General features: G+C 75.4%; 8 protein-coding genes. 4 read left to right on the top strand and 4 right to left on the bottom strand.

Features of this window, described 5'->3' with window-relative positions; genetic code table 11:
• Window positions 1-130: 130 nt before the first annotated feature.
• A complete protein-coding gene (locus OG618_RS05020; protein ID WP_329485956.1) occupies window positions 131-655 on the bottom strand; it encodes a GNAT family N-acetyltransferase in 525 nt (174 codons plus the stop codon).
• A 210-nt stretch (window positions 656-865) separates the two neighbouring features.
• On the opposite strand from OG618_RS05020, the gene OG618_RS05015 reads away from it, so the two are divergent.
• Window positions 866-1,810, top strand: coding sequence for a polysaccharide deacetylase family protein (locus OG618_RS05015; RefSeq protein ID WP_329485955.1), 945 nt, complete (start codon window positions 866-868; stop codon window positions 1,808-1,810).
• Window positions 1,811-1,884: 74 nt separating this feature from the next.
• Here the strand turns inward: OG618_RS05015 and OG618_RS05010 are convergent, their stop codons facing one another.
• Window positions 1,885-2,322 carry a YchJ family protein gene (locus OG618_RS05010; protein WP_329485954.1) on the bottom strand — a complete coding sequence of 146 codons (438 nt, stop codon included), beginning with the start codon at window positions 2,320-2,322 and terminating at the stop codon, window positions 1,885-1,887.
• 619 nt (window positions 2,323-2,941) lie between these two features.
• On the opposite strand from OG618_RS05010, the gene OG618_RS05005 reads away from it, so the two are divergent.
• Complete coding sequence (locus OG618_RS05005) at window positions 2,942-7,891, top strand: non-ribosomal peptide synthetase (protein ID WP_329485953.1); 4,950 nt, start codon at window positions 2,942-2,944, stop codon at window positions 7,889-7,891.
• Window positions 7,888-13,458, top strand: coding sequence for a non-ribosomal peptide synthetase/MFS transporter (locus tag OG618_RS05000; RefSeq protein ID WP_329485952.1), 5,571 nt, complete (start codon window positions 7,888-7,890; stop codon window positions 13,456-13,458). The genes OG618_RS05005 and OG618_RS05000 overlap by 4 nt, the downstream gene beginning before the upstream one ends.
• Before the next feature lie 55 nt (window positions 13,459-13,513).
• Here the strand turns inward: OG618_RS05000 and OG618_RS04995 are convergent, their stop codons facing one another.
• Window positions 13,514-14,170: an NADPH-dependent F420 reductase gene (locus OG618_RS04995; RefSeq protein WP_329485951.1), complete on the bottom strand. Its 657-nt coding sequence runs from the start codon at window positions 14,168-14,170 to the stop codon at window positions 13,514-13,516.
• 175 nt (window positions 14,171-14,345) lie between these two features.
• Between OG618_RS04995 and OG618_RS04990 the strand changes: the two genes are divergently transcribed.
• On the top strand, window positions 14,346-15,938 hold the full coding sequence (locus OG618_RS04990) for an outer membrane protein assembly factor BamB family protein (RefSeq protein WP_329485950.1): 1,593 nt from the start codon (window positions 14,346-14,348) through the stop codon (window positions 15,936-15,938).
• 212 nt (window positions 15,939-16,150) lie between these two features.
• Here the strand turns inward: OG618_RS04990 and OG618_RS04985 are convergent, their stop codons facing one another.
• Window positions 16,151-16,570, bottom strand: coding sequence for a hypothetical protein (locus tag OG618_RS04985; protein WP_329485948.1), 420 nt, complete (start codon window positions 16,568-16,570; stop codon window positions 16,151-16,153).
• Between the last annotated feature and the right edge of the window lie 180 nt (window positions 16,571-16,750).

The following is a 16,750-nucleotide window of genomic DNA, read 5'->3' as shown; positions in this document are numbered from 1 at the left end:
CGCGGGGCGCGACGAATCTCCGGTGTGGATGCGCCGCCCGGGCTGGACTTCGGGGCCGCCGCGCGTACTGCTCCCTCCAGCCCCCGCCCCGCCGGCCGGTGGGTCGCGACCGGCGTCAACCGCCTTGCCCCTACTGCTCGGTGAGGTCCTTGCCGTACCAGACCTCGGCGTACGCCCCGCTGGTGTACGCCGGGATCTCGCGGTACCCGTGCCGGGTGTAGAGCGCCCGGGCCTCGACGAGGTCGAGCCGGGTGTCGAGCACGACGCGCTCGGCGCCGAGTGCTCGGGCGCCCTCGTCCACGGCGGCGAGCAGGAGCCCGCCGCCGCCGGTGCCGCGGGCCGCGTGCCGGACGAAGACCCTGGTCAGCTCCACCGTGCGGTCGTCGAGCACCCGCAGGCCGGCGCAGGCCTGCGGGGCCCCGCCGAGGCGGCCGAGCAGGAAGAGGCCGGTCGGCTCCGCGAGGTCGTCGCTGGGGGAGTCGGCCAGGCCGGTCTCGATCTCCTCGGGCGTGCCGTCCCGGCCCAGGTGCAGCCGGTAGTACCGGTTGGCGACGTCGATGTAGTACGCGCGCAGCAGTGCCTGCGCCTCCTCGGAGTTCACATCGGCCCGTTCGATGGCCCAGCGGTCGTTCGTGCGCGGGGTGGTGGTGGTCATGCGCCGGATTATCGGCGTCGGACGGTGCCCGGCGCGAACGGTTATCCGGGCTGGACGGCCCGGTGACCTGCGCGGACCGGTGTTGCGCCGGGTGGGTGACGGTGGGATTGGCCGGTGGGCGTGGCGGGGGAGCAGTGCTCCATGGACACACCATCAGATCATCGTATTAATGGAGGGCTGAGGGGGAGTCGCCGGGCCGGAACCGGCCTCGTGGCGGCGGTCTGCCTGGCGGCGGTGATCGCCGGCTGCGCCGCGCCGACCGGACACCAGGCGCCGTCCTCGCGGGCCGGTCTGAGCGCCGCCCCCGCCCCGGCCGCCCCGGCCGCCACCTCCACCGCCGAGCGGGGCGGACCCCGGCCGCCGGCCGTGCCGCTGGCGCTGCCCGGTCTGGCCCGGGCGGAGGAGGAGACCAGCAGCGAGGCGGTGGCGCGCCGGGAGACGGCCGTCCGCGAGGCGCTGGAGACCGCGCGGCGCTGGGGGGTGGACCGGCTGCCGCTGCGGGCGCCGCGTCCACCGGTGTCCAAGCCGGAGCTGAAGCCGGTGCAGGGGGTGCGGCTCCAGGACGGGCGGCCGCCGGTGGTGTACCGCGTCCCGACCGACGAGAAGATCGTCTTCCTGACCGTCGACGACGGCGCGGAGAAGGACCCGGAGTTCTCCCGGATGGCGGCGGAGCTCGGAATCCCGCTCAGCACCTTCGTCGCCGACTACCTCGCGCGCGCCGACTACGGCTACTTCCGCGACCTCGCCGCCCAGGGCGACGCGGTGAACAACCACACCATCAACCACCGCAACCTCAAGGTGCTCGGCTACGACGTGCAGCGGGACGAGATCTGCCGCCAGCAGGACCAGCTGGAGGGGCAGATCGGTACCCGGCCCCGGCTGTTCCGGCCCCCGTACGGCGAGTACAACGACGACACCCTGCGGGCCGCCGCCTCCTGCGGCATCGAGGCGGTGCCGCTCTGGAACGAGGAGGCCTTCCCCGACCACATGGAGTACCGCTACGACGACCAGCGGCTGCACGCGGGGGACATCATCCTCACCCACTTCCGGGGCACCGACCTGTGGCCGGGCACCATGCCCGACCTGCTCCGCAAGGTCGTGAACGACGTCACCGCGCAGGGCTTCGCCCTCGCCCGGCTGGACGACTACCTGTAGCCGCCGCCGGTGCGCCGCCGGCGGCCCGGTCAGGGCCCCCGGCCCGGTCCGGCCCGGTCCGGTCCGGGGGCCGGTCAGTCCACCGCGAGGGCGTCCAGGTACACCCAGGCGCCCTCGTACCGGACGAAGCGGCTGTGCTCGGTCAGGATCCCCTGGTCGCGGCCCTCGGTGTAGTGGGCGCGGAAGGCGACGGTGCCCTCGGCGTGGAAGCGGCCGCCGTCGGTGGTGGAGAGCACCTCCAGCCCGGTCCAGCGCAGCGTGGGATCGACGTCGATCGCGTCCGGCCGGGTGTCGGGGTGCCAGGAGCGGAGCAGGTACGCCTCGTCGTGGGCGGCGAAGGCGCTGAAGCGCGAGCGCATCAGCGCCTCGGCGGTCGGCGCGGCGGCCAGGCCCCGGTGGTAGCGGCCGCAGCAGTCGCCGTACGCGGCGGACAGGCCGCAGGGGCAGGGCGAGGAGGGCAGCAGGCGGGGTGCGGGGGTGGCGGCGCGGGGCGCGGAGCGGCGTCGGGACATGGCGTCCATTCTCACCCCTCGCGGGGCCGCCGCAGCCCCGCCCCTGCACCCGGGCGCCGGGCCGGGTGCAGGGGCGGGCGCCGGTCGGGTGCCGGGCCGGGTGTCTGGACGGGGCCGGGCCGCCCCGATCCGCCGGAATCCGGGCGAAGGGGCGGACCCGCTGCGGACATGTGCGTACCGCGTGAAGGCGGGCCGGATCGCGCGGTCGCGCGGCGGTGGTGCGGCCGGCCGCGCACGGCGGGCGCTGCCGAGGGGGTCGTGAGCCTTCGGGGGTGGTCGGCTGACGCTGCTTCAGGCACCGAAATGACGGGTTCAGGTCAAGACATCCGAGGTCGAAGGCCCTTTGCCGCCCCGGAGCTGATGCCCCGTCGGCTACTGGGGAGACCGTATCGGCACCGCGCGCGGATGTCACGGGCTTCGGCAACCGGCAGGAATCGTCGACGAACCGTCACGTACTCGTACCGCTCCGTGGTGATGGGCAGGTGATCTTTCCGGCATATCGAACGAGTGATGGAGATGTGCTGGTCATCCGGAGACCGTTACCCCACCATCTCCGAGGGCACACCGCCCATTTCCAGCCGACCACAAGTCGGCGCAGGGCCATCCCTCAGGAGAGTTGATGAGTTCGACGGGACTTCCTCCACTGGCTCCACCGGACCCGACGGCCTCGCTGGCCGATCTGGTCGACGCACAGGTCGGCCGGACCCCCGGGGCGACGGCGGTGATCGACGGCGACCGGCGGCTGACCTACCGCGAGCTGGCCGCCGCCGTCGACGCGATGGCCGGCCGCCTGGCCGCCGCAGGAGTACGCGCCGAAACCCTGGTGGCGGTCTGCCTGCCGCGCACGGCGGACCTCGTGATCGCCCTGCTGGCGGTCCTGCGGGCCGGCGGCGCCTACGTGCCGCTCGACCCGGCCTACCCGCGGGACCGGCTGGAGCTGGTGATCGGCGACGCGCAGGCGCCCGTGGTCCTCACCGACCGCGCCCACGAGCACCTGCTGGCCGGCGCCGGCGCGACCCTGCTGTACACGGACGCCGAGAGCCCCCGCGCACCGCTCGCCCCGGGCGCCGGCGCCGACTCCCTCGCCTACGTCCTCTACACCTCCGGCTCCACCGGCCGGCCCAAGGGCGTCGCGGTCACCCAGCGCGGCGTCAACGCGATGCTCCGCTGGGCCGCCCGGACCTACGGGCCGGCCGACGTCGCGGGCGTGCTGTTCGGCACCTCGGTCTGCTTCGACATCTCGGTCTACGAGCTGTTCTTCCCGCTCGCCGTCGGCGGCACGGTCGTGGTGGCGGAGAACGTCCTCGCCCTGCCCGAGCTGCCGGCCCGCGACGAGGTGACCCTGGTCAACACCGTGCCGAGCGCCATGGCGGCGCTGCTGCGCGGTGGCGCCCTTCCCGGCGGCAGGGGCCTGCCGGGCGGCGTCCGCGTGGTCAACCTGGCGGGCGAGGCGCTGCCGCGCCGGCTGGCCGACCAGGTCTACGGCGAACCGCGGGTCGAGCGGGTCTACAACCTCTACGGGCCCACCGAGGACACCGTCTACTCCACCTGGTCGCTGGTCGACCGGGGCGGCAGCGAGGAGCCGCTGATCGGCCGCCCGCTGCCCGGCACCACCGGCCACGTGCTCGACGAGCGCCGGAGCGCCGTACCGGACGGCGGCATCGGTGAGCTGTACCTCTCCGGCGAGGGCCTCGCCCGCGGCTACCACGGCCGCCCGGACCTCACCGAGGAGCGCTTCGTCACCGTCGACGGCGAGCGCTGCTACCGCACCGGGGACCTGGTGCGCCGCCTGCCGGGCGGGGAGCTGGAGTACCACGGCCGGGTCGACCACCAGGTGAAGGTACGCGGCTTCCGCGTCGAGCTGGGCGAGATCGAGGCGGTGCTCGCGACCCACCCCGCCGTCGAGGCCGCCGCCGCCGTGGTCCAGCGGGACGAGGCCGGCGACTACCTCGCCGCCTTCGTCCAGCCCGGGCCCGGCGCCGCCGACCCCACCGCGGCCGAGCTGCGCGCGCACTGCGCCGCGGCGCTGCCCGGCTACATGGTGCCGCTGGCCGTCGGCGTGCTGGCGCGGCTGCCGCTGACCCCCAACGGCAAGACCGACCGCAGGGCGCTCCCGCCGGTCGCCCGGAGCCGGGGCGACCAGGAGCTGTTCGTCGCGCCCCGCACCCCGGTCGAGACCGGGATCGCCGAGCTCTGGCAGCAACTGCTCGGCGTCCCGCGGGTCGGCGTGCACGACGTCTTCCTCGACCTCGGCGGGCACTCGCTGCTCGCCGCCGGACTGCTCGCCCGGATCGAGCGCGCCTACGGCACCCGCGTCCCGCTGGCCGAGTTCTTCGCCGCGCCGACCGTCGCCGCGCTCGCCGTCCGGGTCGCCAAGGGGGGCGGCGGCCGTCCGTCCGTCGCCCCGCCCGTGCGGGAGGCCGCGCTGCCCGCCCGCCCCACCGGCTTCCAGCGCGAGCTCTGGCTGCACGAGTCGCTGGAGCCCGGCAGTCCGCTCTACAACGTGCCGCTGCGCTTCCGCGCCGTCGGCACGCTGGACCGTTTCGCCCTCGGCCGGGCGCTGAGCGAGGTGGTCCGCCGGCACGAGGTGCTGCGCACCGCGTTCGCCGACCGCGACGGCGAGGTGACCGCGGAGATCCGCCCGCCGTACCCCGTCGACGTGCCGCTGCTCGACCTCGCCGGAGCCGGTGAGGAGGAGCTGGACGCCGCGCTGCGCACCGAGGCCGCCCGGGCGCTGGACCTCGCCGGGGGGCAGCTGCTGCGCGCCCTCGCCGTGCGCACCGGGACCGACCGGCACGAGCTGCTGATCACCGTCCACCACGCCGCGATGGACGGCTGGGCCGCCGGGCTGCTGCTGGCCGAACTCGGCCGCGCCTACCAGGGCGGGGAACTCGCCGAGCCTCAGCTGCAGTTCTCCGACATCGCCCGCTGGGAGGAGCGCGCCCACGCGGCCGCCCGCGACGGCGCGCTGCGCTGGGGCGACGGGCTGTTCGGCCTCGACGCCGACCAGCACCTGCCCGGCGACCGCCCGCACCCCAACCCGTACGACACGGCCGGCCGCCGGATCGCCCGCCGGCTCGACACCGAGCTGATCCGGGCCACCGAGCGCTGGGCCGCGCAGGAGGGCGCCAGCCTCTACATGGCCGTGCTGGCCGCGCTCGGCGGCGTGCTGCACCGCTACAGCGGCCGCACGGACCTCGCGGTGCTCAGCCCGTTCGCGGTCCGGCCGGTGCCCGAGCTGGAGCAGGTGCTCGGCTCGCTGATCAACACCGTCGCGCTCCGCTTCGACGCGGCCGGCACCGACACCTTCCGCGAACTGGTCGCGCGCGTGCGTCCGGTGGTGCTGGAGGCCGCCGAGCACAGCGGCTACCCGTTCCTGGAGCACGTCCGCCGGGTCGGCGGCTCCGCCGGGCTGACCGCCTCACCGATCGCCCAGGTCCTGCTCGCGGTCCAGAACCACCCGGTGGCCGGCCTCGAACTCCCCGGCCTCAGCCTGCAGTTCGTCGCCGAGGTGTGCAACGGCACGGCCAAGACCGACCTGTCGCTGTTCCTGGAGTTCCCGGCCGAGGGCCCGCTGCTCTCCGCCGAGTACCGCACCTCGCGCTACGACGAGCGGTCCGTCCGGGCCGCGCTGGACCACCTGGTGGCCCTGCTGGCCGCCGCCGTCGCCGAACCGGACCGCCCGCTCGGCGAGCTGGCGATGCTCCCGGCCACCGGGCCGGAGGCCGTGGCGCCCGCCGAGGGCCCCGCGGCGGCGCTGCCCGACCTCCGTCTGCACGAGCTGGTCGCCGCCCAGGCCGCCCGCACCCCGGAGGCGGTGGCCGTCTCCGCCGACGACGGCGTCCTCGACTACGCCGGACTCGACGCCACCGCGGGCCGGCTGGCCCATCTGCTGGCCGGGCACGGGGCCGGCCCCGGCACCCTGGTGGCGGTCGCCGTCCGGCGCGGCCGGCTGCTGCCCGCCGCCCTGCTCGGCGTGCTGCGCAGCGGCGCCGCCTACCTGCCGCTCGACATCGACCAGCCGCTGGCCCGCAACCGGGCGGTGCTCGACGACGCCGGCGTCACCCTGCTGGTCGCCGAACGGTCCACCGCCGGGGACGCGCTGCTCGACGGGCGGACCGTCGTCCTGGTCGACGGCCCGCAGGCGGCCGCCGCACCGGAGCTGCCGGCCGTCCCGGTCGGGCCGGAGGACCGCGCCTACCTGCTCTACACCTCCGGCTCCACCGGCACGCCCAAGGGCGTGGCCGTCCCGCACCGCGCGATCGTCAACTTCCTCACCTCGATGGGCCGCGAACCCGGCCTCACCGCGAGCGACGTGATGGCCGCCGTCACCACCGTGACCTTCGACATCGCCGGCCTGGAGCTGTGGCTGCCCCTGGTCACCGGCGCCCGGGTGGAGATCGCCGACCGCGCCACCGCCACCGACGGCCGTGCGCTGGCCGACTGGCTGGAGCGGCGCGCGGTCACCCACCTCCAGGCGACCCCGGCCACCTGGCGGCTGCTGCTGGAGGCCGACTGGCCGGGCAGACCCGGGCTGACCGCGCTCTGCGGCGGCGAGGCGCTCACCGCAGACCTCGCCGAGACCCTGCTGAAGCGCACCGGCGCGCTCTGGAACCTCTACGGCCCCACCGAGACCACCGTCTGGTCCACCATCCAGCGGGTCACGCCCGAACTCGCCGCCCACGGAGGAGTGGTGGCGCTCGGCGCGCCCGTCGCCAACACCCGGCTGCACCTGCTCGACACGGCCGGGCGGCCCGTCCCGGTCAACGGCATCGGCGAGCTCTGCATCGCCGGCGACGGTGTCGCGCTCGGCTACCACGGCCGCCCGGACCTCACCGCCGAGCGGTTCGTCCCCGAGCCCGGCCGCCCCGAGGGCGCGCCGATGTACCGCACCGGCGACCTCGCCTGCCGCCGCGCCGACGGCCGGCTGGAGTACCACGGCCGCACCGACGCCCAGGTCAAGCTGCGCGGCTTCCGGATCGAACTCGGCGAGATCGAGGCCGCGCTGACCGCCGTCCCCGGTGTCACCGCCGGCGCCGCCCGGCTGGCCGACGGCCCGGCCGGTCCCGTCCTCGCCGGGTACGCCGTCACCGACGGCACCGTCGGGGAGGACGCGCTGCGCACCGCGCTCGGCGCCCGGCTGCCCGACTACATGGTGCCCGCCGCGCTCGTCCTGCTCGACCGGCTGCCGCTGACCCCCAGCGGCAAGATCGACCGGGCCGCGCTGCCGGTGCCGCCCTCCGGGGGTGCCGGTGCCCCGCCGGAGGGCGACTGCGAGGAACTGCTGGCCGACCTCTGGCAGGAGGTCCTCGGCGTCGAGCGGGTCTCCCGGCACGACGACTTCTTCTCGCTCGGCGGCCACTCGCTGCTCGCCACCCGCATGGCTGCCCGGGTCCGCGACACCTTCGAGATCGACCTGCCGCTGCGCAGCGTTTTCGAGTCCCGCACGCTGGCCGCGATGGCCCGCCGAATAGAGGAGCGACTGCTCGACGAGATCGACGAGATCGACGGCATGGACGGCATGGACGCCGAGGACGGCATCGGCGCACTGACGGGGGAGACGGTATGAGCGACCAGCACACCACCGGCGACCGGCCGGACCGGGAGGCGAGACGCCAGGAGCTGCTCCGCCGTCGGCTCGCCGCGGCCAAGGCCGCGAAGGCCGCCCGGGACGCCGGCACCGGCGAGCCCGCCCGCCGGGGCGTCGCGCCCCGCCCCGAGGGCACCCCGGCCCCGCTCTCCTCGGCCCAGCGCCGGATGTGGTTCCTCGCCCAGTACGAGCCGGACAGCGCGGCCTACCACATCCCGCTCGCCCTCCACCTCACCGGCGAGCCGGACACCGCCGCACTGGCCGCCGCGCTCACCGACGTCCTCGACCGGCACGAGGTGCTGCGCACCGTCTACCCGACCGTCGACGGCGAGGTCCGGCCGCGGCCGCTGACCGCCGCCCCGCTGATCCTCGCCACCGCCGACATCCCCGCCGACGAGGTGGACGCCCGGCTGGAGGAGGACGCCCGCCGCCCGTTCGACCTCGCGGCGGACCTGCCGGTCCGGGCCACCCTGCTGCGCACCGCCGAGGGCGCGGTGCTGAGCCTGGTGCTGCACCACATCGCCGCCGACGGCTGGTCGATCGGCGTGTTCTTCGCCGACCTCGCCACCGCCTACGGCGCCCGCCGGGAGGGCCGCGCACCGGCCTTCGAGCCGCTGCCCCTCCAGTACGCCGACGTGGCGTACTGGCAGCAGACCGAGCTGGCCGACGAGCTGGCCCGCCAGCAGGCCTGGTGGCAGGAGCGCCTGCGCGGCGCCACCGCCACCGTTACCGTGCCCACCGACCGCCCGCGTCCCGCGGTGGCCGGCACCGACGGCCGGCGGATCACCGTCGAGTTCGGCGCCGAGCGCACCCGCCGCATCCGGGCGCTCGCCGAGCAGACCGGCGGCACCGTCTACATGGTGCTGCTCGCCGCCCTGCAGACCGTGCTGTCCCGCTACACCGGCGCGCAGGACGTCGTGGTCGGCACGCCGGTCGCCGGGCGCACCCGCAGCGAGACGGAGCCGCTGGTCGGCTGCTTCGTCAACACCCTGGCGATGCGCACCGACCTCTCCGGCGACCCGAGCGTCCGGCAGCTGCTGGAGCGGGTCCGCGAAGGCACCCTGGGCGCCTTCGGCCACCAGGACCTGCCGTTCGAGCGGCTGGTCGACTCCCTCGGCCTGGAACGCGAACTCGCCCACACCCCGCTCTTCCAGGTCATGCTCAACGTCCACAACCAGGACCGGGCCGACCTCGACCTGCCCGGGCTGCGGGCCGACTGGCGGCCGATCGGCACCGACACCGCGAAGTTCGACCTCTCGGTCGCCGTCGTCGACCACGGCGGAGAGCTCTGCGCCGACCTGGTCTGGCGCGCCGAGCTGTACGACGAGCCGACCGTACGACGGGTCTTCGGCCATCTCAGCACCGTGCTCGACGCGATGGCCGAGGCCCCCGACCGGCCGCTCGCCGAGCTGCCGCTGCTCACCCCCTCCGAGCAGCGCCGGCTGGCCGAGTGGGACGGCGCCCCGCGCGACTGGGACCTCGGAGCCACCCTGCACGGCCTGGTCGAGGAGCAGGCCCGCCGCACCCCCGGCGCACCGGCCGTCCGGGGCGCCGACGGCGTCCTCGACTACGCCGAACTGGACAACCGCGCCAACGCGTTGGCCCACCGGCTGCGCGCGCTCGGGGTCGGTCCGGACCGTCCGGTCGGGCTGCTGGTCGAGCGCTCGGCCGCGCTGGTCGTCGGCATGCTCGGCATCCTCAAGGCCGGCGGCGCCTACCTGCCGCTCGACCCGGTCTACCCGGACGAGCGGATCCGGGCGCTGCTGGCGGCCGCCGGGGCCGCCGCCGTGGTCACCACCGACGACCTGGCCGGCCGGGTGGCCGGCACCCCGGTCGTCGTCCCGGAGCCGCTGGACGCCCCGGTGGCGCCGTGCCCGGCCCCCGAGGCCGGGGCCGGCCCGGAGAACCTCTGCTATCTGATCTTCACCTCCGGCTCCACCGGGGCGCCCAAGGGCGTCGCCGTTGAGCACCGCAACGTCCGCAACTACCTGCACGGGCTGCGCGAGCGGATCGGCGGCGACCAGCGGGGCTGGGACTGGGCCCTGGTCTCCACCTTCGCCGCCGACCTCGGCACCACCAACGTGTTCGGCGCGCTCACCGGCGGCGGCTGCCTGCACCTGCTCACCCGTGACCAGGCCACCGATCCGGACGCCTTCGCGGCCTACACGGCTGTCCACCGGATCGACGCGATGAAGCTCGTCCCCAGCCACCTGGAGGGCCTCGCGGCCCACGGCGCCGGGCTCGCCGGGATCCTCCCCGGCCGGCTGCTGATCTGCGCCGGCGAGGCCCTGCGGCCCGACCTGGTGGCCCGGATCCGGGCCGCCCGCCCGGACCTGCTGCTGCACAACCACTACGGCCCGACCGAGACCACGGTGTCGATGCTCGGCGCCGCCGTCCCGGCCGACCTCGGGGACGCCGCCACCGCGCCGCTCGGCCTGCCGTTCGGCAACGTCGGCGCCCACGTCCTGGACGCCCGGCGGCGCCCGGTGCCGATCGGCGTCCCCGGCGAGCTGTACGTCTCCGGCGCCGGCGTGGCCCGCGGCTACCTCGGTCGGGACGACCTCACCGCCGAGCGGTTCGTCCGGGTCGACGGCCGCCGGAGCTACCGCACCGGAGACCTGGTCCGCCGCCGGGAGGACGGCGCCGTCGAGTTCCTCGGCCGGATCGACCACCAGGTGAAGATCCGCGGCTTCCGGGTCGAGATCGGCGAGGTGGAGGCCGAACTCACCGGCCGCCCCGAGGTGCGCGAGGCCGTGGTGGTGGCGCGCGGCGAGGGCGCCGCCCGCACCCTCGTCGGCTACCTGGTGCCCGCCCACCCGGCGGCCGCCCCCGACCCGGCCGCCCTGCGCGCCGCGCTGCGCACCCGGCTGCCGGACTACATGGTGCCCGCCGCGCTGGTCGTGCTGGACGCCCTGCCGCTGAACGCCAACGGCAAGGTCGACCGGGCCGCGCTGCCCGAGCCGGCCGCCGCCCGCCCGGCCGAGGGCGGGGGCGCGTTGTCCTCCGCCACCGAGCACGAGGTGGCCGCCGCCTACCGCACCGTGCTGGCCGTCGACGAACCCGGCCCGGCGGACGACTTCTTCGCGCTCGGCGGCGACTCCTTCTCCGCGGTGCACGCCGTCCGCCTGATCGGCCGGGGCCTCTCGGTGATCGACCTGTTCCAGCACCCCACCGTCCGCGAACTCGCCGCGCTGCTCGACGCCCGGGCCGCCGGCACCGGGGACGAGGGACCGCGCACCCTGCTGCACCGGCTGACCCGCGGCACGGCGCCTGCCGAGGTGAGCGTGGTCTGCGTGCCGTACGGCGGCGGCAGTCCGATCACCTTCCAGCCGCTCGCGGACGCGCTGCCGGCCGGCCACCGGCTGTACGCCGTCGAGCTGCCCGGGCACGATCCGAGCAGGCCCGACGACGAGCTCGTCGAACTCGGCGCCCTGGCGGACCACCTGGTCGAGCAGATCACCGAGCGGATCGAGGGCCCGGTGCTGCTCTACGGCCACTGCCTCGGCGGTGCGCTCGCCACCGCGCTCGGCTCCCGGCTGGAGGCGGCCGGCGTCGACCTGCGCGGCGTCGCCCTCGGCGGGACCTTCCCGGCGGCCCGGCTGCCCGGCCGGTTCGCCGAGTGGATGGCCAAGCGGTTGCCCGGCGACCGGATGCTCTCCAACCGCTCCTACCTCGACTACCTGCGCGCCATGGGCGGCTTCACCGACGTCTACGACCAGGAGGAACAGGACTTCCTGGTACGGGCGTTGCGCCACGACGTCCGGCAGGCGGAGGACTTCTACACCCAGGCGTACGGGGACGCCCGCCCGGCCCGGATCGCGGCGCCGATCCTCTGCGTGGTGGGCGAGAAGGACCGCGCCACCCAGCTGTACGAGGAGCGGTACGCCGAGTGGGAGCACTTCGGCGAGGCCGTCGACCTGGCCGTCATCCCACGGGCCGGGCACTACTTCCTCAAGCACCAGGCCGACGAACTCGCCCGGGTGCTGGCCGAGTTCACCGCCACCGGGGCGGTGGCCGAGCAGGTCGCGGCCAAGCGGCCGGCGGCCCGGGCCGAGCTCGGCACCTTCGCCAAGGTGGCGATCGGCCAGTTCGTCTCGATGATCGGCACCAGCCTCTCCACCTTCGCCCTCGGCGTCTGGGTCTACCAGCAGACCGGCTCGGCCTTCGACTTCGCGATGATCTCGGTGGTGGCGGTGCTGCCCGCCGTGCTGCTGCTGCCGATCGCGGGCGCGCTGGCCGACCGGATCGACCGCCGCAAGATCATGATCGTCACGGACACGGTGGCCGCGGCCGCGATGCTCTCGCTCGGTCTCCTGCTCTGGGCCGACCTCCTGGAGGTCTGGCACATCTATCTGGTGGCCTGCGTCGGGGCGGTCTGCTCGGCCTTCCAACGCCCGGCCTATCTGGCCGCGATCACCCAGCTGGTGCCCAAGCGCTACCTCGGACAGGCCAACGGCCTCGCCCAACTCGGCACCGGTGCGGGCGACATGATGGCCGTCCTGGCCGGTGGCGTGCTGGTCTCGCTGATCGGCCTGCACGGTGTGGTGCTCTTCGACATGGCGACCTTCCTGACCGGGGTCACCTGCCTGCTGCTGGTCCGCTTCCCCGACGCGCTGTTCGACCGGCAGGAGGAGCCGCTGCTGCGCGAGGTGGTCACCGGCTGGCGCTACATCGTGCGCCGGCACAGCCTGGTGGCGATGGTGGTCTTCTTCGTGGTCTTCAACTACCTGTTCGCCGTCGCGACGGTGCTGGTCACCCCGATGGTGCTGGCCGGCGGCTCGGCCGTGCAGCTGGGCGTGATCACCGCCGTCGGCGGCGTCGGCGCGCTGACGGGCGCGCTGGTGATGGCCCTGTGGGGCGGCACCAGGCGGCGCGCGGTCGGCATGATCGGCTTCACCTCGCTGGTCGGCGTGGCCGCCGTCGTCACCGGCTGCCGGCCGCAGGCGGCCATCACCGCCTGCGGGCTCTTCGGCCTCTGGGCGGCGTTGATGATCCTCAACTCGCACTGGATGGCGCTGATCCAGACCAAGGTCGGGATGGAGCTCCAGGGCCGGGTGCTGGCCACCAACCAGATGCTCGCGATGTCGATGATGCCGCTCGGCTTCCTCACCGCGGGGCCGCTCTCCGACCACGTCTTCGAGCCGCTGATGCGGCCGGGCGGCGCGCTCGCCGACTCCGTCGGCCTGGTGCTCGGCACCGGCCCGGGGCGCGGCGCGGGCCTGCTGCTCGTCGTGGTCGGCGCCGTCCTGGCGGTCTGGGGCCTGCTCGGCCTCGCCTACCGGCCGCTGCGGCTGATCGAGGACCTGCTGCCGGACGCCCTGCCGGACGCCGAGATCGGTGACAAGGACGCCATCCAGGCCGAGGCGGACCGCCTGCTGGCGCTCACCGAGGCGGCCCGCGTGGCCGGTACCGCTGCCCCGGCCGGGCCGGGCGCCGTCGCCCCGGCCGGGGTACGGATTCCCCGGCCGGCCCGGGGCACCCCGGAGCCGGTCGAGGACGAGCCCGAGAAGCGCGTACCCGCCGGAGCCGGACCGGGCTCCCGGTAGCGGCGTGCCCCGTCCCCCCGCGACCGGGGGGACGGGGCACGGGCCTCCCGGCGCGCTACCCGGCGCGCCTGATGGAGTAGTTGAACTCGGCCGTGCCGTAGGCCCGCATCAGGCGGAGCCAGAACGGCATCATCATCTCCATCGCCCGGGCGCCCGCGATGTCCCCGAGGTCGACGACCGACTCCGCCGGCCAGCCGAACTCGCCCAGCAGCGCGACCGTCTCGGCCTTCGCCCCCGCGTCGTTCCCGGCGACGAAGACGTTGTGCTCACCCGGGAGCCGCCCCGGGTCCACCATCAGCGGCGCGGTCAGGGTGTTGAGCGCCTTCACCACCCGGGCCTCCGGGAACTCCCGCTGGATCCGCTCGCCCACACTGTCGGTGTTCACCGGATCCAGCGTCACCTCGCCCTCGGCGGAGAAGACCAGCGGGTTGGAGACGTCCACCAGCAGCTTCCCGGCCAGCCGCTCGGCGCCCGCCGCCCGGAGCGCCTCCAGCGCGACCGTCCCGCCGGTGGCGTTCAGCACCACCTCGCCGAAGCCCGCCGCGTCGGCGAAGGTCCCGTGCCGCCCGTTCGGCCCCGCCTGCTCCGCCCAGGCGACGGCCGTCTCGTTGTCCTTGTTCCGGGAGCCCAGCGTCACCTCGTGGCCGAGCGCCACCAGTTTGTCCGCGAGCGTCCGCCCGACCGTCCCTGTGCCGATGACTGCGAACCGCACCGTGCCTCGCCCTCCGTCGTCGCGCGCCCCGTGACGCGTGCAGCGACGACGATAGATCACCGCGCCCCCGCCGTCGGGCGAATGACCGCCTTCGGCGGCGGCCGAGCCGCTCCGGGTGCGCCGACTGGACCACGCCCGCTGGTGGCCGTGCCGCCACCGCCGAAGCATGGGCGCCATGAACCGAACCAACAGACCGTACGCCCGGGCGGCCGCCCTGCTCACCGGCATCGCCCTGCTCGCCCCGGCAGCGGTCGCCCACGCGGACGTCACGACCGTCTCCGTCACCACCGAACGCACCGCCTGGGACCAGGCCGAACCGGGGCTCGCCCCCGGCGAGGTCGACGCCTCCGACTTCGGCATCCGCTTCAGCACCCCGCTCGACGGCCAGGTGTTCGCCCAGCCGCTGGTCATCGGCCCGACCGTGGTCGTCGCCACCGAGACCAACCACGTCTACGGCGTCGACGCGGCCACCGGGAGGGTCCGCTGGCACCGGACGACGGGCGCCCCCTGGCGCTCCGCCGCGATCGGCTGCTCCGACCCCGGTCCCAACGTCGGCACCACCTCCACCCCCGTGTACGACCCGGGCACCGGCACCGTCTACCTGACCGGCAAGGTCGACGACGGGCCGGACGACCGGCACCCGCACTACTACGTGCACGCCATGGACGCGCAGACCGGTGCCGAGCGCAGCGGCTGGCCGGTGACCGTCCAGGGGGACCCGGTGAACGCGCCCGGCAAGCCGTTCAACGCCTACCGCTCGCTCCAGCGGCCCGGACTGCTGCTCCTCGACGGGCGGCTCTACCTCGGCTTCGGCTCGCTCTGCGGCATCGGCGACTACATCGGCACCCTGGCCGGCCTCGACACCCGGACCCGCAAGCTCACCCTCTGGTCGACGGTGGCCGGCTCCGACACCCAGCGGGCCTCCATCTGGATGGCCGGCAGCGGGCCGGTCTCGGACGGACCCGGCCGGATCATCCTCACCACCGCCAACGGCCAGGGCGCCGGCGCCTCACCCGCGCGGGGCCCCGGCTCCAGCCCGCCCGGCGGCCTCGGCGAGTCGGTGATCCGCTTCGCCGTCGACGACGACGGCGGCTTCACCCCGCAGGACTTCTTCAGCCCCAGCAACAACGCGACCCTCGACAAGCGGGACACCGACCTCGGCTCCGGCGGCCCGGTCGCCCTGCCCGCCGCCCACTTCGGCACCCCCGCCCACCCCCGCCTGCTGGTCCAGGTCGGCAAGGACGGCCGGATCTTCCTGCTCGACCGGGACGACCTCGGCGGCATGGGCCAGGGCCCCGGCGGCACCGACCGGGCCGTCGGCGTGACCGGCCCGCACGGCGGCGTCTGGGGCCACCCGGCGGTCTGGGGCGGCGACGGCGGCTACGTCTACACCGTCGAGAACTACGGCAGGCTGCGCGCCCTCAAGTACTCCGTCACCGCGGCCGGCGACCCGCGGCTGACCAGCGCCGGCACGAGCGCCGAGGACTTCCTCAAGATGTCCGGCTCACCCGTCGTCACCTCCGACGGCACCCGGTCCGGCTCCGCCCTGGTCTGGGTGATCTGGTCCGGCACCGGCCAGTACGGCGAGGGCGGCGAACTGCGTGCCTACGACCCCGTCCCGGTCGACGGCACGCTGAAGCTGCGCCGCTCCTTCCCGATCGGCACGGTCAGCAAGTTCTCGGTGCCGGCCACCGACAAGGGCCGGATCTACGTCGGGACCAAGGACCACCGCCTGGTCGCCCTCGGCCGGCCTTCGGCCTTCGCCTGACGCTCAGGTGCCCGGGTTGATGGTGAAGATCGCGGCGACCACCGACAGCAGCGCCGCCATCGGTGCCGGCGCCGCCCAGACCCGGGCCGGCCGCAGCAGGTACGCCACCGGCCACTGCCCCACGAGCAGGGGGCACCAGCACGTCCGCCGCCTGCCGGGCGAGTACCGGCTCGACCGGCAGGCGGCGCCGGCGAGCGGCCGGGCGGTGGTCGTCACCCGTGCCGGCCGTCGGCCCCGCCGGGGCGCTCGGCCGGGCTCTGCCGGGGCCCGAAGGTGCTCTCCATGGTCCGGTTGGCGAGCGCCGGCGCCAGCGAGCTGAGGTTGAGCAGCAGGTCGAGGACGTCGTGCGCGTTGGCGGCGAGGCGCTGGGTCTGGTCGGCGGCGTCGCCGGTGGTGCTGCCGAGCAGACGGCTGCTGACGGCCTCGATCAGCTGGTGGGTGTTCTCCGAGACCCGGCGCACCAGGCGGTCGAACTCCTCCTGGTCGACGTGGTGTTCGCCGGTCAGCCGGTCGCCGGCGGCCTCGGCGTCGGTCAGCCCGGCGGACAGCTCGCGCTCCAGCACCGCGGCCGCCTCCATGACGGCCTGCGAGCCCTGCTCGCCCGACTCGCTGAACCGACCGGCATCGGGCATGGCTGACCTCCTGGTTCGGACCCCGGGCGGACCGGGGCAGGCCGGACCGGCGGTCGGGCAGAGCGCCGCCGTGATCGCTGATCGTACACGCCTGTGTGCAGAGCGTGTCCACCCGGTTTTCGGGGTGCGGGCGGGTCGCCCGGGCGGGCCGCCGCGCCGGTCGTGCGGGCGTTCCGTGGG

The organism is Kitasatospora sp. NBC_01246 (genome assembly GCF_036226505.1).
GTDB lineage: Bacteria > Actinomycetota > Actinomycetes > Streptomycetales > Streptomycetaceae > Kitasatospora.
The sequence above is the reverse complement of the archived record's forward strand: the minus strand, read 5'-3'. Positions and strand labels throughout refer to the sequence as shown.